Annotated in this window: 17 protein-coding genes and 6 tRNA genes; 14 read left to right on the plus strand and 9 right to left on the minus strand. The window is 60.5% G+C overall.

The annotated features are described in order from the left end of the window. The first annotated feature begins 25 nt into the window (after positions 1–25). On the plus strand, positions 26–394 hold the full coding sequence (locus BLO50_RS10315; protein ID WP_090252173.1) for a hypothetical protein: 369 nt from the start codon (positions 26–28) through the stop codon (positions 392–394). Here the strand turns inward: BLO50_RS10315 and BLO50_RS10320 are convergent, their stop codons facing one another. From BLO50_RS10320 to BLO50_RS10340, 5 genes are all read right to left on the minus strand, one after another. Next, positions 395–1,954 (minus strand): glycoside hydrolase family 17 protein, encoded by a 1,560-nt coding sequence (locus BLO50_RS10320; RefSeq protein ID WP_090254055.1) that lies wholly within the window; start codon positions 1,952–1,954, stop codon positions 395–397. A gap of 106 nt (positions 1,955–2,060) precedes the next feature. Next, complete coding sequence (locus tag BLO50_RS10325; protein ID WP_090252175.1) at positions 2,061–2,285, minus strand: DUF2061 domain-containing protein; 225 nt, start codon at positions 2,283–2,285, stop codon at positions 2,061–2,063. Between the two features lie 263 nt (positions 2,286–2,548). Next, positions 2,549–2,625, minus strand: a tRNA-Pro gene (locus BLO50_RS10330). Between the two features lie 9 nt (positions 2,626–2,634). Further along, a tRNA-Asn gene (locus BLO50_RS10335) sits at positions 2,635–2,710 on the minus strand. Positions 2,711–2,777: 67 nt separating this feature from the next. Further along, a complete protein-coding gene (locus BLO50_RS10340) occupies positions 2,778–3,974 on the minus strand; it encodes an amino acid aminotransferase (protein WP_090252178.1) in 1,197 nt (398 codons plus the stop codon). 176 nt (positions 3,975–4,150) lie between these two features. Here BLO50_RS10340 and uvrB point away from each other — a divergent pair, with 176 nt between their 5' ends. Further along, complete coding sequence (gene uvrB / locus BLO50_RS10345) at positions 4,151–6,166, plus strand: excinuclease ABC subunit UvrB (RefSeq protein WP_090252181.1); 2,016 nt, start codon at positions 4,151–4,153, stop codon at positions 6,164–6,166. An 80-nt stretch (positions 6,167–6,246) separates the two neighbouring features. Here the strand turns inward: uvrB and BLO50_RS10350 are convergent, their stop codons facing one another. Genes BLO50_RS10350 through BLO50_RS10360 form a run of 3 tightly spaced genes read right to left on the minus strand, consistent with a single transcriptional unit; the run spans position 6,247 to position 9,783 of the window. Further along, a complete protein-coding gene (locus BLO50_RS10350) occupies positions 6,247–7,146 on the minus strand; it encodes an EamA family transporter (RefSeq protein WP_090252185.1) in 900 nt (299 codons plus the stop codon). 47 nt (positions 7,147–7,193) lie between these two features. Further along, entirely contained in the window at positions 7,194–8,744 is a 1,551-nt protein-coding gene (locus BLO50_RS10355) for an MDR family MFS transporter (RefSeq protein ID WP_090252187.1), read from the minus strand. After that, positions 8,734–9,783 (minus strand): HlyD family secretion protein, encoded by a 1,050-nt coding sequence (locus tag BLO50_RS10360; RefSeq protein ID WP_090252190.1) that lies wholly within the window; start codon positions 9,781–9,783, stop codon positions 8,734–8,736. Before BLO50_RS10360 ends, BLO50_RS10355 begins: the two co-directional genes overlap by 11 nt. A 106-nt stretch (positions 9,784–9,889) precedes the next feature. Here BLO50_RS10360 and BLO50_RS10365 point away from each other — a divergent pair, with 106 nt between their 5' ends. The 8 genes from BLO50_RS10365 to BLO50_RS10400 all read left to right on the plus strand — a co-directional run bounded on the left by BLO50_RS10365 (position 9,890) and on the right by BLO50_RS10400 (position 14,582). Further along, on the plus strand, positions 9,890–10,810 hold the full coding sequence (locus tag BLO50_RS10365) for a LysR family transcriptional regulator (RefSeq protein ID WP_090252193.1): 921 nt from the start codon (positions 9,890–9,892) through the stop codon (positions 10,808–10,810). 32 nt (positions 10,811–10,842) lie between these two features. Then, positions 10,843–12,324, plus strand: coding sequence for a glutamate--tRNA ligase (gene gltX / locus BLO50_RS10370; protein WP_090252196.1), 1,482 nt, complete (start codon positions 10,843–10,845; stop codon positions 12,322–12,324). A 146-nt stretch (positions 12,325–12,470) separates the two neighbouring features. Beyond that, positions 12,471–12,546, plus strand: a tRNA-Ala gene (locus BLO50_RS10375). 63 nt (positions 12,547–12,609) lie between these two features. Then, positions 12,610–12,685: transfer RNA gene (locus BLO50_RS10380), tRNA-Glu, on the plus strand. Positions 12,686–12,736: 51 nt separating this feature from the next. Then, positions 12,737–12,812: transfer RNA gene (locus BLO50_RS10385), tRNA-Ala, on the plus strand. 64 nt (positions 12,813–12,876) lie between these two features. Then, positions 12,877–12,952, plus strand: a tRNA-Glu gene (locus BLO50_RS10390). Positions 12,953–13,192: 240 nt separating this feature from the next. After that, positions 13,193–13,732: a TetR/AcrR family transcriptional regulator gene (locus BLO50_RS10395; protein WP_090252200.1), complete on the plus strand. Its 540-nt coding sequence runs from the start codon at positions 13,193–13,195 to the stop codon at positions 13,730–13,732. Positions 13,733–13,742: 10 nt separating this feature from the next. Beyond that, positions 13,743–14,582, plus strand: coding sequence for an alpha/beta fold hydrolase (locus BLO50_RS10400; protein WP_090252202.1), 840 nt, complete (start codon positions 13,743–13,745; stop codon positions 14,580–14,582). On the opposite strand, the gene BLO50_RS10405 is transcribed toward BLO50_RS10400, so the two are convergent. After that, positions 14,552–16,408, minus strand: a complete 1,857-nt coding sequence (locus BLO50_RS10405) for a sensor domain-containing diguanylate cyclase (protein ID WP_244152894.1) — start codon at positions 16,406–16,408, stop codon at positions 14,552–14,554. The genes BLO50_RS10400 and BLO50_RS10405 overlap by 31 nt on opposite strands. A gap of 99 nt (positions 16,409–16,507) precedes the next feature. Here BLO50_RS10405 and BLO50_RS10410 point away from each other — a divergent pair, with 99 nt between their 5' ends. From BLO50_RS10410 to BLO50_RS10425, 4 genes are all read left to right on the plus strand, one after another. Further along, complete coding sequence (locus BLO50_RS10410; RefSeq protein ID WP_167354451.1) at positions 16,508–17,188, plus strand: 6-phosphogluconolactonase; 681 nt, start codon at positions 16,508–16,510, stop codon at positions 17,186–17,188. 102 nt (positions 17,189–17,290) lie between these two features. Next, entirely contained in the window at positions 17,291–19,099 is a 1,809-nt protein-coding gene (gene edd / locus BLO50_RS10415) for a phosphogluconate dehydratase (RefSeq protein WP_208597435.1), read from the plus strand. A 35-nt stretch (positions 19,100–19,134) separates the two neighbouring features. Continuing rightward, the gene (locus BLO50_RS10420; protein ID WP_090252212.1) at positions 19,135–19,785 is read left to right on the plus strand and encodes a bifunctional 4-hydroxy-2-oxoglutarate aldolase/2-dehydro-3-deoxy-phosphogluconate aldolase; all 651 of its coding nucleotides are present in this window, start codon (positions 19,135–19,137) and stop codon (positions 19,783–19,785) included. Next, positions 19,782–20,231: an acyl-CoA thioesterase gene (locus tag BLO50_RS10425; protein WP_090252215.1), complete on the plus strand. Its 450-nt coding sequence runs from the start codon at positions 19,782–19,784 to the stop codon at positions 20,229–20,231. Before BLO50_RS10420 ends, BLO50_RS10425 begins: the two co-directional genes overlap by 4 nt. Positions 20,232–20,239 lie beyond the last annotated feature (8 nt).

A 20,239-nucleotide genomic window follows, 5' to 3' on the forward strand; every position in this document is an offset into this window, starting at 1 on the left:
GCCTTTTCAATTGCCCGAGTTACCCATGTCTCGTTATTTGCCTCTGACTGCTCTGCTGATCGCCGCGGCCCTGTGTCTGGCCCTGAGCTTTGTGCTGCGTTACCAACTGATGGAAGGCGCACAGTGGGTTGGTTTATGCGTTGATGACCCGCAGCAGATGGCTTGCCAGGTACGTGCCAGCCTTGGCTGGTTGATCCATTTCCGTGTATTGGCTTGGGCTGCGCTGGTCTGTGCCGTGTTGGCATTTGTGTTGCCCGGCGCTTGGGGCAAGCGACTGGCAGTGCCGGCCTTGCTGCTCGGCCTGCCGGCGCTTGTGTTGTACAGCGCCAGCCTGGCAGTTTTTGCCGTCGTGCTGGCGCTGCTGCGTTGGGTGCGTGCGCCGCAAATCGCCTGATTAGGCGGCTTGCGCTTTAACCCGCAGGCTGCGCCACAGCGCCGCCACCAGTAGCACGCAGGTCATCGCCCAGCCGATGGCTTGCCAGTTGCTCAGAGTTTCCTGGTACAGCTGCGGTGCAATGCAGGCGCCGATCAGCAAGGCAAGCAATGCAACTTCACGGCGGTAGCCGCCTACTGGGCGGCACAGGTAGATCAGTGCCGGTAGCAGCAGTGCCGCGCTGGGGAAGCTGCGGTAGCGCGCATCCACCACCAGCGCGAGCATCATCACCGCGCCGGCAAAGCCGCTCAGGGTCAGCCACAGTGCGCCCCGGCTATGCAGCCAGTTGAAGGTACGTGCGCGCCAGCCATTTCGGCTGCTGAGTAGCAGTGCGCCATGGCTCAGCACCACGAGGTTGAGCACGATCAGTGCACCTGCCCAGAGCCATTCGCCCACGTAACGGCTGGTGACCAGCGTTAGTTCTGCAAACAGTCCGATACAGGCAGCACCCACTGCCGCAAGCAGCGGTAACAAGAGCGCGGCGCGGGGGGAGTGGGGGCGGCCAGCCCACATCAGGGTGGCGGCTGCAAGGATCAGGCTGATCATCAGCCAGGTCGGCCAGTGCGGCAGGTTGGACACCGGACCGGCGAGGATTGATTTGTCCTGACGATCCGCATCGTAGAGCCCCCAATAACCTCCGACGGCACCTTCACTGACACGTTTCCACGGCTGGTCAAAGGCCTCGATCAGGTTGTAGCGCCAGCCGTTTTGCTCGGCCATGGCGACGAAACCACGAATGAATTTCGCTTGGTTGGCCAGGCTGGGTACGGCAGTTTCGCGTTGGCGACCTTCGCTTGGCCAGCCGGTCTCGCCGATTAGGATGTCCTTGGGGGCATAGGCGTTGCCAAAGGTCTGGCGGACTTCGGCGACTTCATGCAGCGCATTCTCGATACCCGCTGGGTTGTCTTCCCAATAAGGCAGTAGGTGGATGGTGATGAAGTCCACTGCGGGAGCAACTTCCGGATGCTTGAGCCAGAACTCCCAGACATCGGCATAGGTTACCGGCTGCTTGATCTGTGCCTTGACCTGTTCAATCAACACCACCAGTTGCTGCGGGGTCACTTCCTTGCGTAGCAGCGCTTCGTTACCGACGATCACTGCTTGCACCACATCTGGGTGTGCGTTGGCGATTTTAACCAGGCCGGCAATCTCAACCGCGGTGTCGGCTGGGTTTCGGCTGACCCAGGCGCCGACGATGAGCTTCAAACCATGTTTGCGCGCCATGTTCGGCAACTCTTCCAGGCCAGTCACCGAATAGGTGCGCAGGCACTCAAAGCGCTCGGCGAGTAGCGCCAGGTCGGCTTCCATTCGCTCTGGACGCAGCTGCATCGGTTGATCGAAGGGCGATTGGTCTTTGTCGAACGGTGTGTAGGACGCGCACTGCAGTTTGTGCGTGGGCGTTGCGGCATCCGCCAATGTGACGGGTTGACCAATGCCATACCACAGGCCGAATAGCGCAAGGAGGCCAAGCAGGCAGGCAAATGCAAAAGGAGCGGTAGGAAAGCGAGAGGTAGCAGGCATGATACGGGCGCGTATGGTGGTTGAGCCGCGCATAGTAGCGGATTGGCACAGTGCCACGCTGGTTGTTTTTTATGCACTGTTCGGGTTTTTACCCTCGCACCAGGCCTTATGCCTGGTGATGCAGCCAGGCATGTGTGGGGCGTTCAGCGGCGGCTTTAGGGCGCCCCTCAATACGTTGCCAGACCTTCTCGTGAAAGTAGAAACCCACCGAGTTGCACAGCGGTTCAATAGCCGCTACCAGGCCACTGGCTGCGATACTGCCGGTCAGGGCGTAAGTGACACCAAAGGCGATGCAGAAGTGCATGAGGGTGAAGGTCAGGGTCTTGAGCATGGCGCACCTCGAGTGAGAATTATTCTTTACTGAGGTGTAGCGTAGTGGTGCGGCTGTGATTGGTGAAATGTTTGGATTGAATAGCTTTAATAGTTTTTGGTGATTTCTGTTCGTGGTGCGCGCCATAAGATAGGCAATAAAAAACCCGCACAAGGCGGGTTTTTTACATTCAAGCGAACTTGAATGGTGTTGCATGCGAGTTGCGTGTTCTGCGAACAGCTGCGTAAAGCCAGCTGCATTTCGCACCACGTGCGACCCAAAAATGGTCGGGGTAGGGGGATTCGAACTCCCGACATCCTGCTCCCAAAGCAGGCGCGCTACCGGACTGCGCTATACCCCGATGAACTACTGGCTCCGCGACCTGGACTCGAACCAGGGACCCAATGATTAACAGTCATTTGCTCTACCGACTGAGCTATCGCGGAACGATGGCGCGTATCCTACTGATTCAAAAAGGGAAGTCAAGCATATGCTGACTTCCTTTTAGCAGGTTTACAGCACCTGAGCGATGGCCTGGGTCACCGCAGGCAGGTTTCGCTGGTTCAGCGCGGCGACGCAGATGCGGCCAGTGCTGACCGCGTAGATGCCAAACTCGGTTTTCAAGCGTTCTACCTGCTCGGCGGTCAAGCCCGAGTAGGAGAACATACCGCGCTGCTGAGCGACAAAGCTGAAGTCGCGTTTGCAGTTCAATGCAGCCAGCTGTTCAACCATGGCCATGCGCATGCCGCGAATACGCTCGCGCATGCAGGCCAGCTCTTCTTCCCACAGGGCGCGCAGCTCAGGGCTGTTCAGCACACTGGCCACCACTGTGGCGCCATGGGTCGGCGGGTTGGAGTAGTTGGTGCGGATCACTCGCTTGGCTTGCGAGAGCACGCGGCCGGCTTCTTCCTGGCTGCCGGTGACAATCGACAGGGCCCCGACGCGCTCGCCGTAAAGTGAGAAAGATTTCGAGAACGAACTGGAGACGAAAAATGGAATGCCGGAGGCGGCAAACAGGCGCACGGCAAAGGCGTCTTGCTCGATGCCGTCGCCAAAGCCCTGGTAGGCGATGTCGAGGAACGGTACATGCTCACGCTCGCGCAGCACGTCCAACACGGCTTTCCAATCGTCCAGCGACAAGTCGACACCTGTCGGGTTGTGGCAGCAGGCATGCAGCACTACAACTGAGCGGGCAGGCAGGTTTTTCAGGTCTTCGAGCATGCCGGCGCGGTTGATGCCGTGGCTGGCTGCGTCGTAGTAGCGGTAGTTCTGTACTGGGAAACCCGCTGATTCAAACAAGGCGCGGTGGTTTTCCCAGCTTGGGTCGCTGATCGCCACCACAGTGTTGGGCAGCAAGCGCTTGAGGAAATCAGCGCCGGTCTTCAGTGCGCCCGTACCGCCAACGGCCTGGGTGGTGATCACCCGGCCAGCGGCGATCAGTTCAGAGTCAGCACCCAGCAACAGTTTCTGCACGGCGCTGTCATAGGCGGCAATGCCTTCGATCGGCAGGTAGCCGCGTGGGGCATGGGCTTCAATGCGGGCTTTCTCGGCTTCGGCTACGGCGCGTAGCAGCGGAATGCGGCCTTCCTCGTTGTAGTAAACGCCCACGCCCAAATTGACCTTGGTCGTGCGGGTATCGGCGTTGAAGGCTTCGTTGAGGCCCAGGATAGGATCGCGCGGAGCCATTTCGACGGCAGAGAACAGACTCATGGATGCGGCAGCTCTGAAGAGGAGAAGTGGGGATCAGGCAACACCCGACTAGGGGTTGCGTAAGTGCGGCGGTAGTATACCGGCGCATAACCTGTGCTGCGACAACAGGCACACGCTTTTCACCGGTTTTGACGTAGGCTTTCAGGCCGCGTCACATCCGCTTGTCGAGGTCCGTCATGTCCGAGTTTCAACTGGTCACCCGTTTCCAGCCTGCCGGCGATCAGCCCGAGGCGATTCGGCAGATGGTCGAAGGCCTTGAAGCAGGTTTGTCACACCAAACACTGTTAGGCGTGACGGGCTCGGGTAAGACGTTTTCCATCGCCAACGTGATTGCCCAAGTCCAGCGGCCGACGCTGGTGTTGGCGCCGAACAAGACCTTGGCTGCGCAGTTATACGGGGAGTTCAAGAGCTTCTTCCCGAACAACGCGGTGGAGTATTTCGTGTCTTATTACGACTACTACCAGCCAGAAGCTTATGTGCCGTCCTCGGACACCTTTATCGAGAAGGATGCGTCGATCAACGACCACATCGAGCAAATGCGCCTGTCGGCGACCAAAGCGCTGCTGGAACGGCCGGACGCGATCATCGTCACCACCGTGTCGTGCATCTACGGCCTGGGCAGCCCCGAGTCGTACCTGAAGATGGTGCTGCACGTCGATCGCGGCGACAAAATGGACCAGCGCGCCTTGCTGCGCCGCCTGGCTGACCTGCAATACACCCGCAATGACATGGACTTTGCCCGCGCCACCTTTCGCGTGCGCGGCGATGTGATTGATATTTACCCGGCCGAATCTGACCTGGAAGCCATTCGCATCGAACTGTTTGATGACGAGGTGGAAAGCATTTCGGCCTTCGACCCGCTGACTGGCGAGGTCATCCGCAAGCTGCCGCGTTTCACCTTCTACCCCAAGAGTCACTACGTCACCCCGCGTGAAGTGCTGCTGGAGGCGGTGGAGAAGATCAAAGTCGAGCTGGTTGAGCGCCTGGAGTACCTGCGCAGCAATAACAAACTGGTGGAAGCGCAGCGGCTGGAGCAACGCACCCGTTTTGACCTGGAGATGATCATCGAGCTGGGTTATTGCAACGGCATCGAAAACTACTCGCGTTACCTCTCGGGCCGTGATTCTGGCCAGCCGCCGCCGACACTGTATGACTACCTGCCAGACCAGGCGCTGCTGGTAATCGACGAGTCCCACGTCTCGGTGCCGCAGGTCGGCGCGATGTATAAGGGCGACCGTTCGCGTAAGGAAACCCTGGTCGAATACGGTTTCCGCCTGCCGTCGGCGCTGGATAACCGCCCCATGCGCTTCGAAGAGTGGGAGGCCGCCAGCCCGCAGACCATCTTCGTTTCCGCCACGCCGGGCAACTATGAAGCCGAGCATGCCGGCCGGGTGATCGAGCAGGTGGTGCGGCCGACTGGTCTGGTTGACCCGCAGATCGAGGTGCGCCCGGCGTTGACCCAAGTCGACGACCTGCTCTCGGAAATTCACAAACGTGTGGCCATCGAGGAGCGCGTGCTGGTCACCACCCTGACCAAGCGCATGGCCGAAGACTTGACCGATTACCTTGGGGATCACGGCGTCAAGGTGCGTTACCTGCACTCCGATATCGACACCGTAGAGCGCGTCGAGATCATCCGCGACTTACGCATCGGGGCGTTCGACGTGTTGGTGGGTATCAACCTGCTGCGCGAAGGCCTGGATATGCCGGAAGTGTCGCTGGTAGCAATTCTTGATGCGGACAAAGAGGGTTTCCTGCGTTCCGAACGCTCGTTGATCCAGACCATTGGCCGCGCTGCCCGTAACCTCAATGGTCGGGCGATTCTGTATGCCGACCGCATGACCGGTTCGATGGAGCGCGCCATCGGCGAAACCGAGCGGCGACGCAACAAGCAGATCGCTTTCAACGAAGCCAATGGCATTACCCCCAAGGGTGTGTTCAAAGACGTTAAGGACATCCTGGAGGGGGCCGTGGTGCCTGGCGCGCGCAGCAAGAAGCGCAAGGGCATGGCTCAGGCGGCTGAGGAAAGTGCGCGTTACGAGAACGAACTGCGGTCACCGAGCGAAATCACCAAGCGCATTCGCCAGCTGGAAGAGAAAATGTACGCCTTGGCCCGCGATCTGGAATTCGAGGCCGCCGCGCAGCTGCGTGATGAAATCCAGAAACTGCGCGATCGATTGCTGCAGGTTTGATTGGCTGGGTGTGGAAGGGGCTTTCGCCGCGACAGGCTGACTGTTTGTCCGCGGCTAAAGCCCCTTTTTCAGGTGTGCGATTAACGTCGGCCGAAGATAATCAGCACTACACCGCTGAGGGTGATGCCGCAGGCCAGCAGTGCCATCAAGCTGAGCCGTTCGCCCAGCAGCAGGTAGCCGAGCAGCAAGGCCACCACTGGGTTGACGAAGGCGAAGGTCGACACCAGGCTCGGGCGCACTTCACGCAACAGCCAGAAATACGCGGGATAAACACCCAGACTTACAGGTAGCACCAGATACGCCAGCCACAGCCAGGCATTGCCGCTTATTGCGCGCAGGTCCAGCGCTTGCCAGTCGCCATGCCACAGGCCGAACAACGCCAGCAATAGTGCGCCGATCAGCATCTGCAGGCTTAGTCCCAGCCAACTGGAACGAAACGGCGGGCGCTGGCGCATAAGCCAGGCACCGCCGGCCCAGAGCAGTGTGGCGAATACCACCAGCAGGCCGGCGAACCATTGCTCAGTCGACGCGCGTTGGTCCAAGCCGTTGTTCATCAGCAGGACAATTCCGCTGCAGGCCAGCGCCAGCCCACACATTACCCATAGCGGCGGACGCTCACCGAGCAGCCATTCCAACGCCACGCTCCACAGCGGCAGTGTGGTGTAGAGCATGGCCAGCATGCCGGTGGGCAGGTACTGGTTGGCGTAGATCAGCGCGCCCTGGCCGACGGCAATCAGCGCCAGGCTGCCGATCAGTACGCCGCCCCAGTCGCTGCGCTGGATGCGCAATTGGCCGCTGAGCAGCACCCAGGCCAGGGCGAGCAGGCCGGCAATCGAGAAACGCAGGCTGCCGATGACAAAGGGCGGGACTTCCAGCAAGAGGAAGTGGTTGGCCAGGTAAGTTGTGCCCCAGCCAATGTAGATAATGGCGAAGGCACCGATCAGCAGCAGGGAGCGGGTGCGCGAAGCGGATGCGGACATGGATGACCTGAAACAGCAGCGCGCCGGTATGCGGCGCGCAAGATGGATTAGTGCGCGGCACCACCGGTAGTGCCAGCGGGCAGTTTGCGCGTCAGCAGAACTGCCAGCATGCTGATGCCGAGGGCGATGCCGATGCAGTGGAAGGCGTCATTGTAGGCCATGATCGCCGCCTGCTGATGGGTGATCTCGCTGAGTTTGGCCAGTGCCGCTTGTTCGCTGCCGAGCTTTTCAGTCAGCAGCGCCAGGCGCTCGGCGACCTGCGGGTTTGTCGGTACCAGCGACTCGCGCAGGTAGTCGAAATACACCTTGGCACGGCTGTCCAGCAGGGTCGCTAGCAGGGCGATGCCAATGGCGCCGCCGAGGTTACGCAGAATGTTGAACAGGCTCGACGCCGAGCCGGCATCCTGCGGTAGCGTATAAGCAGTGGCGATCAGTGAAATGGTGACCATCACCAGCGGCTGGCCCAGCGCACGTAACAGCTGGATGTGGTTGAACTGCTCGCCGGCGAAATCCGGGTTGAGTACCCCGGAGAGGAAGCTGGCACCGCCGAACAGGCCAAACCCCAAAGCGCACAGCCATTTCGGCGAGATCTTCTTCATCAGCAGCGGCACCAGCGGAATCAGAAACAGCTGTGGCACGCCCATCCACATGATCACCTCGCCGATCTGCAGGGCGTTGTAGCCCTGGATCTGCGCCAGGTACAGCGGCAGTACATAGATCGAGCCATACAAGCCCATGCCCAGGCCGATGCTGGAAATACTCGACAGGCCGAAGTTGCGTTCACGCAGCACGCCGAGGTTGATCAGCGGGTTGGGACGCGAGATTTGCAGGATGACGAACAGCACCAGGCTGATCGCGGCGATGCTGCCCAGCCCGCTGATCAGGCTGGACTCCAGCCAGTCCTTGCGATGGCCTTCTTCGAGAAACACCTGCAGGCAGCCCAAGCCCATACCGAGGGTGACAATGCCGGCGTAATCGGTACTTTTCAGCAGCTGCCAGTCTGCGGGCTTTTTCTCCAGGCCGTACATCAGCCCGGCGATCATCAGCAGACCGGGCGGCACGTTGATGTAGAAGATGTATTCCCAGCCAAAGTTTTCCGTCAGCCAGCCGCCGAGGGTCGGGCCGATCGAGGGGGCGAAGGTGGCGGTCAGGGCGAACAGCGCCATGCCCTTGGCGCGGTGGTGTTCCGGCAGTTTGATCAGCGTCAGGGTGAACGCCAGGGGAATTAACGCGCCGCCGGTAAAGCCCTGCATGGCGCGGAACACGATCATGCTCTCCAGGCTCCAGGCCATTGAGCAGAGCAGCGAGGAGGCGAGGAAACCCAATGACACCCATACCGCCAAGCGGCGTGCCGAGAGCAACTGCACCAGCCAGGCGGTGAGCGGGATCATGATGATTTCCGCTACCAGGTAGGAGGTGGAAATCCACGAGCCTTCCTCCAGGGTGGCCGACAGCGCGCCCTGGATGTCCTTCAGCGATGAGTTAGTGATCTGGATATCCAGTACCGCCATAAAGGCACCGAGCATTACGCTCATCACCGCGATCCAGTCGCGCCGGCTCGGCTCGCCTGTGGGGCGGATCAGCGCATCAGCTGCCATGGTGCGGCTCGGACTGCAGGTCGACCTTGACCTCGACCGACATGCCCGGACGAATCAGCCCCTTGAGTGGGTTGTCGGCGGCAAAGGTAAGTTTCACCGGGATGCGCTGCACCACTTTGGTGAAGTTGCCGGTGGCGTTATCCGGCGGCAGCAGGCTGAACTGCGCACCTGAGGCGGCAAATAAGCTTTCGATGCGGCCTTCGATCGGCGTGTCAGGGAAGCTGTCGAAGGTCAGTTCGGCACTCTGCCCAGGGCGCATGTGGCCGATCTGGGTTTCTTTGAAGTTGGCCTGAATCCAGATGTCCTGATCCGGTACCAGTGACAGCAGGTAGGCGCCCGTCTGCACATATTGGCCGTGGCGTGCGGCGCGCTGGCCGATAAAACCGCTGATGGGCGCGCGAATTTCAGTGCGGGCAATATTCAGCTCAGCCTGGGCCAGGTCGGTACGGGCGCTGCTGATCTGCGCTTCCAGGCGCTTGATCTCGGCTTGCAGGGTGCTGACCTGCTGACGTTGGGCTTGTAGATCGGCTTGCGCTTTGTTCACTTGCGAGCGGGCGATGCGGCTGTCGGCGGCCAGGGTGGTGACACGCTCCTCGGAGACGAAACCCGGCTTGCGCAGGGTTTGTGCGCGTGACAGATCGATCTGCGTGCGGCCCAGAGTGGCTTCGCTGGCCGACACATCGGCACGACTTGCAGCAATCAGGCTGTCCTGTTGGTTCAGGGTACTGCGCGCCTGGCTCAGCTCGGCCTCGCGGGTGGCCAGGGTGGCTTCGGCGCGTTGCTTGGCCAGCTCAAAGTCGGCGCTTTCCAGCACCAATAGCAGCTCACCCTGCTCGACATGCTGGTTGTCTTGCACCAATACCTTGTCGATGCGTGCGCCCAGCTGGCTGGACACACGGGTGATTTCACCTTGTACATAGGCGTTGTCGGTGCTTTCAAGGTGTCGGCCGATCAGCCACCAATGGCCGAAAAAGGCGGCAGCGATGAGGCAGAGAAGAAGCAGGAAGACAAACAGGCGGCGTTGCAGTTGGGCAGGCATGGCGGGCGCTCGAAGCTCGGGCAAAAGTGTAAGCAAATCTAACAGTGTTCCTTTCGTGCCTGTAGTCGTTAGACTTCGGAAACTTTGTTGCTTATGAGGAACAATCATGGGGCTGGATGATGCGCTGATCTTCACGCGGGTGGTCGAGTGCCACAGCTTCACCCTGGCAGCGCAGGGGTTGGGTATGCAGAAGTCGACAGTCAGTCGACGCATTGTTCTGCTCGAAGAGCGTCTTGGTGTGCGCCTGCTCAACCGCACCACACGCAAGCTGCGCCTAACGGAAGTCGGACAGGCCTATTACGAGCGCTGTCGGCAGATCATGCTCGACTTTGCCGAGGCCGAGCAGGCGGTGATGCAATTGCAGTTGGAGCCCTCGGGATTGCTGCGCATCACTGCACCGATTGAATTTGGTCAGCTGTTCCTTGGCAGGGTACTGGGTGACTTCATGCGCCAGTACCCGCAGATCAGCGCCGAGGTGGAGTTGACCTCGCGGCATGTCGACCCCGTTGAGGAAGGGGTGGATATCGCCATTCTGGTGGGGCAGCCGCAGGACTCCACCTTGATTGCACGCAAGATGTTCGAGACCAGTCGGCGTCTGTATGCCAGTCCGGATTACCTGGCTCGGCACGGTACGCCGCGAACGGTCGAGGAATTGGCGGGGCATCGCGCCGTTATGTTGCCGCGTGACTCGTCGCGCTATTGGCCGTTGGCGGGCGAAAACATCACCTGCCAGAGTGTGCTGTCGTGCAACAACATCACCTTTGCCCGAGAAACCGTCATGGCGGGGGCTGGAATCGCCGGGCTACCGGTGATGATCTGCGGTGCTGCGGTAGAGACGGGGCAGCTGGTTGAACTGTTGCCCGAAGCGCGGCTGACGGTCGGCGAACTCTATGCGGTCTATCCATCACGGCGGTTCCAGGCCATGAAGGTGAAAACTTTCCTGGATTTTCTGATACGCAGTCTGTCGTTGTCGGGTGGTCACCTGCTGGAGCCGCCCACGGCTGGCCTGTTACCATCGCCGTCTTAATCCGCGTTCACTGCAACTCTTCGAGACTTTCCATGACCACCGTCCGCACCCGTATTGCGCCGTCGCCCACTGGTGATCCGCACGTAGGCACCGCCTATATCGCCCTGTTCAACCTGTGCTTTGCCCGTCAGCATGGTGGCGAATTTATCCTGCGTATCGAAGATACCGATCAGGTGCGTTCGACGCGTGAGTCTGAACAGCAGATCTACGACGCCCTGCGCTGGCTGGGCATCGAGTGGAGTGAAGGTCCTGATGTCGGCGGCCCGCACGGCCCGTATCGACAAAGCGAGCGCGGCCACATCTACCAGAAGTACAGCGCCGAGCTGGTAGAGAAGGGGCATGCCTTCCACTGCTTCTGCAGTGCTGAGCGTCTGGACAAAGTGCGTGCCGAGCAGATGGAAGCCAAGCAGACGCCGCGTTATGACGGCCATTGCATGCACTTGTCCGCCGACGAAGTACAACAGCGCCTGGCGGCTGGCGAGCCGAATGTGGTGCGGATGAAGGTACCGACCGAAGGCGTGTGCGTGGTACCGGACATGCTGCGTGGCGAAGTGGAGATCCCATGGGATCGCATGGACATGCAGGTGCTGATGAAGACTGATGGCCTGCCGACCTACTTCCTGGCCAACGTAGTCGACGACCACTTGATGGGTATCACCCACGTGCTGCGCGGTGAAGAATGGCTGCCGTCGGCACCCAAGCTGATCCTGTTGTACGAATACTTCGGCTGGGACAAACCGCAGCTGTGCTATATGCCGCTGCTGCGTAACCCGGACAAGAGCAAGCTGTCCAAGCGCAAGAACCCGACCTCGATCACTTTTTACGAGCGCATGGGCTTCTTGCCCCAGGCAATGCTCAACTACCTCGGGCGCATGGGCTGGTCGATGCCGGATGAGCGCGAGAAGTTCAGTCTCGACGAGATGGTTGCGCACTTCGATATCAACCGTGTATCGCTGGGCGGGCCGATCTTCGACCTGGAGAAGCTGTCCTGGCTCAACGGCCAGTGGATGCGTGAGCTGAGCGTCGAAGACTTCGCCGCTGGCGCGCAGAAGTGGGCGTTCAACAGCAACTACCTGATGCAGATCGCCCCGCATGTACAGGGCAGGGTAGAGACGTTTAGCCAGATCGCCCCGCTGGCCAGTTTCTTCTTTGCGGGCGGCTTGACGCTGGACGCCAAGCTGTTCGAGAGCAAAAAGCTCAGTGCCGATCAGGTACGCCAGGTCATGCAGTTGATCCTGTGGAAGCTTGAAGCGTTGCGTCAGTGGGAAAAGGACAGGATCACTGGTTGCATTCAGGCTGTCGTGGAGCACCTGGAGCTGAAGTTGCGTGATGCCATGCCGTTGATGTTTGCTGCTGTCACTGGCCAGGCCAGCTCGGTATCCGTACTCGATGCCATGGAAATCCTCGGCCCGGATCTGACTCGCTTCCGTCTGCGTCAGGCCATTGAGCTGCTCGGTGGTGTGTCGAAGAAAGAAAACAAAGAGTGGGAGAAGCTGCTGGCAGCCATTGCCTAAGCAGCTGAATGCCCCGTCCGGCTGTCGTTTTGGCGTGCCGGTATGGGGTAAGTGGTTGTTCTGTCAGCATAAAGAATGCAGATGCTGGTAAAAATTTTGTTGACAGGTGTGGGGCGCGCTCTTAACATGCGCCCCGTCCTTGAGATGGGGCTATAGCTCAGCTGGGAGAGCGCTTGCATGGCATGCAAGAGGTCAACGGTTCGATCCCGTTTAGCTCCACCATCTTCAAAGCCGTAAGGCTTGCCACAATCAGCTCTTGTAGCTGGTTGGTTGTAGAAGGGTTACGTCCCCTTCGTCTAGTGGCCTAGGACACCGCCCTTTCACGGCGGTAACAGGGGTTCGAGTCCCCTAGGGGACGCCAGTTTCAAAAAGCAGTGCTGGTTTGGGCTGTGAGCCGAGAGGCGATAAATCTGGGGGTATAGCTCAGCTGGGAGAGCGCTTGCATGGCATGCAAGAGGTCAACGGTTCGATCCCGTTTATCTCCACCAATTTTGCAGCAGTAACAACTGCCACGGGGCCAGCGTAAAGCTGGCCTTGTTCTTCGAAGGTTTCGTCCCCTTCGTCTAGTGGCCTAGGACACCGCCCTTTCACGGCGGTAACAGGGGTTCGAGTCCCCTAGGGGACGCCATTTTTGCCCGCTCTGCGGGATTTTGAAGGGTCATTCATTAGTGAATGGCCCTTTTGTTTTTGTGGCCTGATATCCCTGGCGGCCACCCTGCGGACCGTTGCTACGCGACGTTAAACATTGCTCCAAGCAATTTTTTCTACCTCCTGAACAGTATTCTCCAGCCGATCAGCGGTTGCTGCAGAGGCTTGCTTAATTATATTTCGATCTTAATATTATGGTCGTAATGTTAAGGAGGCAGGCATGAGCGATAAGAAGGCGCAAACCCGCGAGCGCATCCTCGCAGCTGCTCGTGCGGCGTTGTTGCAGCGCGGTCCTACTGAGCCTGGTCTGGCGGAGTTGATGGGCGCTGCAGGCCTGACAGTCGGTGGCTTCTATGCGCACTTCACGAGCAAGGACGCGCTGATGTTGGAAGTGTTCCAGCAGATGCTTTGTCAGCGCCGCGAGCGAGTCGCGCAGTTTGATCCCGTGCTGCCTGGCCATGAGCGTCGGGTGTTGCTGGCTGCCTTTCATCTCTCGCGTAAGCACCGTGATGCCAGCGAGCTAGGGTGTCCGTTGCCCAGTTCGATAGGCGAGCTGGCGCGTATGCCGGAAGGCTTTCGCGTCGTGCTGGCCGAGCATATCGAGTTGATCACTGCGCAGCTCGCGGGCCGTCCTGAAGAGGCTGAGCAGGCGCTGGCCGATATTGCCTTGATGGTCGGAGGGCTGGCGCTGGCACGCGCGCTGGGCCCTGGTGAGTTGTCTGATCGAGTCTTGCGTGCCGCTAAATCGGCAATCGTTTGAGGATATGGCAATGAATAGCATGAGCTGGGTTCGTGGTTTCAACGCATCGATTGGTCTGCTGGCGCCACATGCCCTGGCCAGCAAGTTGCGCCGGGAGTTTATGACGCCACACACCTTGCCGCCGCGGGATTGGGAGTTGCCGCTGCTGGCGCAGGCCGAGCGCATCACCCTGCGTTTCGGTCTGTCCGCGCTGCGTTGGGGCAGTGGGCCAGCCGTGTTGTTGATGCATGGCTGGGAAGGGCGGCCGACGCAGTTTGCCGAGCTGATCAAGGCTTTGGTTAATGCTGGCTACGGCGTGGTGGCGCTGGATGCTCCAGCTCATGGCCGTTCGCCTGGGCGCGAGGCCAATGTGGTGCTGTTTGCCCGTGCCTTGCTGGAGGCTGCCAGTGAGTTGCCACCACTCAAAGCAGTGATTGGTCACTCCATGGGCGGCGCTAGCGCCTTGCTGGCCACTCAGTTGGGCTTGCGTACTGAGGCGCTCGTCAGCATTGCCGCGCCCAGCCGAATTCTGACCATGCTGCGGCGCTTCTCGCACTACATGGGGCTGCCGCGCCAGGCCCGCGCGCACTTTGTCCAGTTGGTCGAAGAGCAGGCAGGGATTCCTGCAGGACAACTTGATAGCGCGCACTATCAACTGGATTTTCCCGGACTGGTCGTGCATGCGGTGGACGATCCGATGGTGCCGTTCAGCGAGGCGGAGGCCATTCACCAGAGTTGGTTCGACAGTCGTCTGCTGCGCCTCGAGCGTGGTGGGCATCAGCGCGTACTGGCCGATCCGCAGGTTGTACAGGCCGTGCTGACGCTGTTGGCGTCGTTGACTCAGGCACCGTCCAAGGCGCTCGCCTCGTAGCCAATAACCCGGTTACGCCCGGCTGCTTTGGCTTGATAGAGCGCTTGGTCAGCGTGCCGTAACAGCTGCTCGCGTTCGCTATTGGGGCCTGGCGTGAGCGTGTACACGCCGATGCTTAGGCTCAGGTCGATACTCAAACCCTGGTGCATGCAGGGGTGACTGGCCAGGTCTGCGCGAAGCTGCTCGGCCAGGTCCATTGCGCCAGATTGGTGGGTGTCGCAAAGCACGGCGGCAAACTCCTCACCGCCAAAACGTACCAGTAGGTCATTACTGCGCATGCGCTGCTGCATGCGTAGGGCGGCGTGCTGCAAGCAGGCATCGCCGACCAGATGGCCGTGCAGGTCGTTGACCTTCTTGAAGTGATCCAGGTCCATCATCAGCATTGAAATCGGCTGCTGGCTGCGTTTGGCCTGTGCCAGCAGACGCTCCAGTTCTTCGTTGAGCACCTGACGATTGAGGAGCCCGGTCAGGCTGTCGCGACGACTCAGTTCGGCCAGCTGACGGTTGGCAATCGATAGTTCCTGCAGGGCCTGTTGCAGGGAGGCGGTGCGCTCCTGCACGCGGGCTTCCAAGCCTTCGTTAATTTGTTGTTGCAGGTCCAGGCTCTTGGCCTGCTCCAAGCGCAGCTGGTGCTCGTTGGCAAATAGCTGAGCTTGAGCTTCTTGCTGGGCGTTTTGCGCAAGCCGAATGCGTAAGCCAAGGGCAATTGAAAAGATCACCAGCTCAAGCAGGCTGCCGATCTGCTGGGCGTGCAGGGTTAGCAGCGAATTGGCGATCAGGCCGGTGCCGCTCAGCACGCTGAACAGGCTGGCGATAATCAGTGCTGACCAGCCCAGGGCAAACAGCTTGGCCGGCGGGTAGCCGTCGCGCCAGCGCAGCACGGTGAAGATGCAGCCGAAAATTGCACAGACCAGAAGCAGCACGAAACTGCCGATTAACGCGACGAGGTAGGGCGCTGCCACGGCCAGTGCCATCACCAGCAGGCTGCAGCCAATTAGGCCGTGGCAAATCCAGCTGTAAGCCCGATGGTGATTTTTGAGGTCGAGCACGCCATGGGTGAACAGTACGCCGAACAGTGTCGCCAGCGCCGAACTGAACGGGAAACTCATCTGCTGCCAAGTCAGTGACTCGGGCCAGAACCATTGCAAGGCGAAGCCTAACTGGATGAACTGGTAAAAACTGAAGCTGGCGACAAACAGGCTGTACCAGAGGTAGTTACGGTCGCGGGTGATGATAAAAATCGACAGGTTGTAAATCATCATCACCAGCAGCGCACCAAAGAACAGGCCCTGGAGCAGCAGCATGCGTTGTTCATACTGGTTGAAGGCCTGGCTGCTCATCAGGCTTGCGCTGAGGTTGGCCGAGCCGTCGGTCTGCATGCGCAGGATCAGCTCACGTTCCTCCCCGGCAGCCAGGCTGAATGGCAACACCAGTTGGCGGTGATTGACCCAGCGTTGGTCGAAGGGCCGCTGATCGCCCGCCTGGTACACCCGGCCGTCGTCCAGGCCGTATGCGTCCAGGGTGTCGAGCAGCGGATTACCGATCAATAGCACCCAGTTGATGGCGTTATCAGCCGGGTTGTGCAGGCTGAAACGCAACCAGTAGGCGTGTGTGCTGTACCCGAAACTGGCATCGCGACGGGCTACCGGTTGCCAGGCCGATTCAGGCAGCTGGCGAACGCTGTGAATGTCCGCCAGGCCTTCGGGGTCAGCCCAGACATGCATGGCCGGGCCTGGCAGCAGCGGGGTATCGCTGGCTAGAAGCGGCAGGCTGGAGGCCTGCGCCAGTGTCGGCAGCAACAGCAGTAGGAGTACGCGCAGCAACACAATCAAAAGAGGCATTCCATGGCAAGGATGTTGGCGACACTACAACGGTGCATTATTACGCGGCCTTATGACATACCGATAGCTTCTCCGAGGTCGCTTATGAGTCAAAATTTGTTGCATTGCCATGCTCAGCGCGACGCTTGTCTGCATGCGCTGGCTGCTGATCTGACAACGCAGATTCGGGCCACACTGGGGCAACAGCCTCGCGCCGGTCTGATCCTGCCCGGCGGCAGTAGCCCGCAGGCCTTATTGCCCCTCTTGGCGCGGCAGTTGGACAGCCAACGGATTGACATCAGTCCCAGCGATGAGCGCTGGGTGCCAGCGCAGGCGGCAGAAAGTAATTGGCAGCTGTTGCATCAGGGGCTGCCGCAGGCTAATTGCCTTGACCCACGCCAAGGCGCAACGCTTGAACAATCGGCATTGAGCTGGGGCGAGCAGTTGGCGCAGTGGCCACCGTTTAGTGCAGTGTTGCTGGGCATGGGTGAAGACGCGCATATCGCCTCGCTGTTTCCCGGTATGCCCGGCCTGGCTGCTGCGCTGGATCCGCAAGCTCAACCTGCAGCCTTGCCAGCTCTGGCGCCGCAAGAGCCACGCCAACGGTTATCACTAAACTTGGCGATGTTGCAGCGCGGGAAGTGGTTGGGCTTGCTGGCGTTCGGCGAGCGCAAGCGCGAGCTGATTGATGCCGTGCTGGCGGATCAACCTTCGGCTCGCGAGTTACCGCTGTATGCTTGGCTGCAGCGCAGTCCGTTGCCGGTAAATATCTACTGGGCACCCTGAGAGCATGTTGAGGTCTGCTGCATATAGGCGTTGCTGCGTTAGAGCAGTGGCTAAGCCGTTACACTGCAAGCCTGTACCTCACCGAGAAAGGGAATAGTCATGTTGCATCCGGTTGTTGAGCAGGTGACCGCCGCACTGGAAAAACGCTCGGCCAAACGCCGCGAGCGCTATTTACAGCGCTTGACCCAGGCTGCCGCGCGCACCGCACATCAGGCCCTGGGTTGCTCCAACCTGGCCCATGCTCTGGCGGCGCAACCTGATGATGCGCGGCTGATCATGAAACAGGGTGGCTCGCCACATGTCGCGATCATTTCCAGCTACAACGATCTGCTCTCGGCCCATGCGCCGCTCAGGGACTATCCCGAGCGTCTGAAAGTGGCGCTGGCCAAGGCTGGCGCGACCTCGCAGTTCGCCGCCGGGGTGCCGGCCATGTGCGATGGCATCACCCAGGGCGAGGGCGGCATGCAACTGTCGCTGTTTTCCCGCGACCTGATTGCCCAGGCTGCCGGCATCGGCTTGACCCACGGTATTTTCGATGGCGCGCTGTATTTGGGGGTGTGCGACAAGATCGTCCCCGGCCTGCTGATTGGCGCGCTGCATTTCGGTCATCTGCCGGCCGTATTCGTGCCGGCCGGGCCCATGCAATCTGGGTTGCCGAACAAGGAAAAAGCCGCAGTCCGCCAGCGTTATGCCCGTGGCGAAGCCAGTCGTGATGAGCTGCTGGCTGCCGAGTTGGCTGCTTACCACCAGGCCGGCACCTGCACCTTCTACGGCACGGCCAATACCAATCAGTTGCTGATGGAAGCCATGGGCCTGCACGTGCCGGGCAGCGCCTTTATTCACCCCTACACACCGCTGCGCGATGCCATGACTGATGAGGCAGCGCGCCTGGTGGCGCACAACAGCCGCCAGGGCGAGCGCTATCTGCCGGTCGGTCAGCAGATTGATGCGCGGGCGCTGATCAATGCGGTGGTGGCTTTGCTTGCCAGCGGCGGCTCGACCAATCACACCTTGCACCTGCCGGCCATCGCTCGAGCGGCGGGCTATGAACTGAGCTGGGATGATTTCGCCGCGTTATCCAAGGTGGTGCCGCTGCTGGCGCGGGTTTATCCGAATGGCGCGGCGGACGTGAATCAGTTTCAGGCCGCCGGTGGACCGGCCTGGCTGCTGCGTGAACTGCTTGGCGCCGGCTTGATGTATGACGATGTAGCCACCGCCGCCGGACATGGTTTACGTGCCTATACCCGCGAGCCCTGGCTGGAGGGCGAGCGTCTGGCCTGGCGTGACCTGCCGGCACAGAGCCCGGCGCCGGATATTGTCCGGCACGTGGCTGAGCCTTTTGCTGAGGAGGGCGGGCTGGTGCTGCTGGCTGGCAACCTGGGGCGCGCCATCCTGAAAACCTCAGCGGTGGATCCGGCGTTCTGGCATATCCGCGCCCAGGCGCGCATCTTCGATTCGGAAGCAGCTGTGCAGGCGGCCTACAGTGCCGATGAGCTGCAAGGTGACCTGGTGCTGGTAGTGCGCTTCCAAGGCCCACAAGCCAATGGCATGCCTGAGCTGCACAAACTGATGCCGTTGTTGGCCAATTTGCAGCAAGCCGGCCAGCGGGTAGCCCTAGTGACCGATGGGCGCATGTCTGGGGCTTTGGGGCAGGTATCCACTGCCTTGCACGTCACCCCGGAGGCGGCGGCCGGTGGTCCCTTGGCGCGGCTGCAGGACGGTGATTGGTTGGTACTGGATGCACAAAATGGCCTGCTGCAGGTGGAACTGACTGAGCAGCAATTGGCCGCGCGGCCATTGGCATCTGCCAGTACCGAGCTGGAATTGGGCTATGGTCTGGAAATGTTCGCCGCGCAGCGCCGCCTGGTCGGGTCGGCTGAGCAGGGCGCCAGCAGCCTGTTTGAAGACTGAACGCGACAATTGAATTTGAGAGCGGGGAACAAGGCATGAGCCTGACGATGGATGTGGTGCTGCAGCAGGCCCGCCCGGTGTTGCCGGTGCTGGTGATTGAAGACATCAGCCTGGCGGTGGACCTGGCCCGTGCGCTGCACGCCGGTGGCATCCGCGTGCTGGAAGTGACCTTGCGCACGCCGCGGGCATTGGATGCCCTGGCGGCGATGCGCAAGGAACTGCCGGACCTGTTGATTGGCGCCGGCACAGTGATCCACGCCGAGCAGTTTCTCGAAGCCCGCGATGCCGGTGCGCAGTTTGCCGTCAGCCCTGGCTGCACTGAACGTCTGGCGGCGGCGGCAGAGGATTCCGGCCTGCCATATTTGCCGGGGGTGATGACGCCGTCCGAGGTGCTGCTGGCGCTGGAATACGGCTACCGCTCGCTCAAGCTGTTTCCGGCCGATGGCGCCACCAGTATCAAGATGCTCAAGAGCTTCAAAGGCCCGTTTACCGGTATTCGCTTCTGCCCAACTGGCGGGGTAACCCCGGATAACCTGTTGGGCTTCCTGCGATTGCCCAACGTGGCCTGTGTCGGCGGCACCTGGATCGCGCCAAGTAACCTGGTACGCGCACGTGCCTGGGATCAGATCACCCAGCTGGCCGCCGAGGCGCGCGCCCTGGCCGGTAGCCTGGAGCAGTCGGCATGAGCTGGGAACTGAGCAATCCCTTTGTCATTGATATACAGGTCACGGCCGAGGATATCGACGGCCTTGGTCATGCCAATAATGCGGTCTACGTCAGCTGGTTGGAGCGCTGCGCCTGGCGCCATTCGCAGTTTCTGGGGCTGGACCTGGCTGAGTATCGCCGCCTCGACCGCGCTATGGCCGTGCTGCGCCATGAGATCGACTACCTGGCCAGCGCCTACGAAGACCAGCAGCTGCAGATGGCTACCTGGATCGTCGAGTCCGACCAGCGCCTGAAGATGGACCGACGCTTCCAGCTGATTCGCCCGGAAGATGGCATGACCCTGTTGCGCGCGAAAACCACTTTTGTCTGCATCGAACTGTCCAGCGGTAAGCCTAAGCGCATGCCTCCGGAGTTTGTTGAGGGTTATGGCGCTGCCTTGCAACCCCCATTTCCCATGGAGCTGTGACGCGCCGT

Source organism: Pseudomonas peli, assembly GCF_900099645.1.
GTDB classification, from domain to species: domain Bacteria; phylum Pseudomonadota; class Gammaproteobacteria; order Pseudomonadales; family Pseudomonadaceae; genus Aquipseudomonas; species Aquipseudomonas peli.

What these genes read in the sequence shown, in the direction of transcription:
- BLO50_RS10420 (WP_090252212.1), top strand. Translation starts at nt 19,135, where the DNA reads ATGAGCCTGACGATGGATGTGGTGCTGCAGCAGGCCCGCCCGGTGTTG.
- BLO50_RS10410 (WP_167354451.1), top strand. Translation starts at nt 16,508, where the DNA reads ATGAGTCAAAATTTGTTGCATTGCCATGCTCAGCGCGACGCTTGTCTG.
- BLO50_RS10400 (WP_090252202.1), top strand. Translation starts at nt 13,743, where the DNA reads ATGAATAGCATGAGCTGGGTTCGTGGTTTCAACGCATCGATTGGTCTG.
- gltX (WP_090252196.1), top strand. Translation starts at nt 10,843, where the DNA reads ATGACCACCGTCCGCACCCGTATTGCGCCGTCGCCCACTGGTGATCCG.
- BLO50_RS10320 (WP_090254055.1), bottom strand. Translation starts at nt 1,954, where the DNA reads ATGCCTGCTACCTCTCGCTTTCCTACCGCTCCTTTTGCATTTGCCTGC.
- BLO50_RS10365 (WP_090252193.1), top strand. Translation starts at nt 9,890, where the DNA reads ATGGGGCTGGATGATGCGCTGATCTTCACGCGGGTGGTCGAGTGCCAC.
- BLO50_RS10360 (WP_090252190.1), bottom strand. Translation starts at nt 9,783, where the DNA reads ATGCCTGCCCAACTGCAACGCCGCCTGTTTGTCTTCCTGCTTCTTCTC.
- BLO50_RS10340 (WP_090252178.1), bottom strand. Translation starts at nt 3,974, where the DNA reads ATGAGTCTGTTCTCTGCCGTCGAAATGGCTCCGCGCGATCCTATCCTG.
- BLO50_RS10315 (WP_090252173.1), top strand. Translation starts at nt 26, where the DNA reads ATGTCTCGTTATTTGCCTCTGACTGCTCTGCTGATCGCCGCGGCCCTG.
- BLO50_RS10425 (WP_090252215.1), top strand. Translation starts at nt 19,782, where the DNA reads ATGAGCTGGGAACTGAGCAATCCCTTTGTCATTGATATACAGGTCACG.
- BLO50_RS10325 (WP_090252175.1), bottom strand. Translation starts at nt 2,285, where the DNA reads ATGCTCAAGACCCTGACCTTCACCCTCATGCACTTCTGCATCGCCTTT.
- BLO50_RS10395 (WP_090252200.1), top strand. Translation starts at nt 13,193, where the DNA reads ATGAGCGATAAGAAGGCGCAAACCCGCGAGCGCATCCTCGCAGCTGCT.
- BLO50_RS10355 (WP_090252187.1), bottom strand. Translation starts at nt 8,744, where the DNA reads ATGGCAGCTGATGCGCTGATCCGCCCCACAGGCGAGCCGAGCCGGCGC.
- uvrB (WP_090252181.1), top strand. Translation starts at nt 4,151, where the DNA reads ATGTCCGAGTTTCAACTGGTCACCCGTTTCCAGCCTGCCGGCGATCAG.
- BLO50_RS10350 (WP_090252185.1), bottom strand. Translation starts at nt 7,146, where the DNA reads ATGTCCGCATCCGCTTCGCGCACCCGCTCCCTGCTGCTGATCGGTGCC.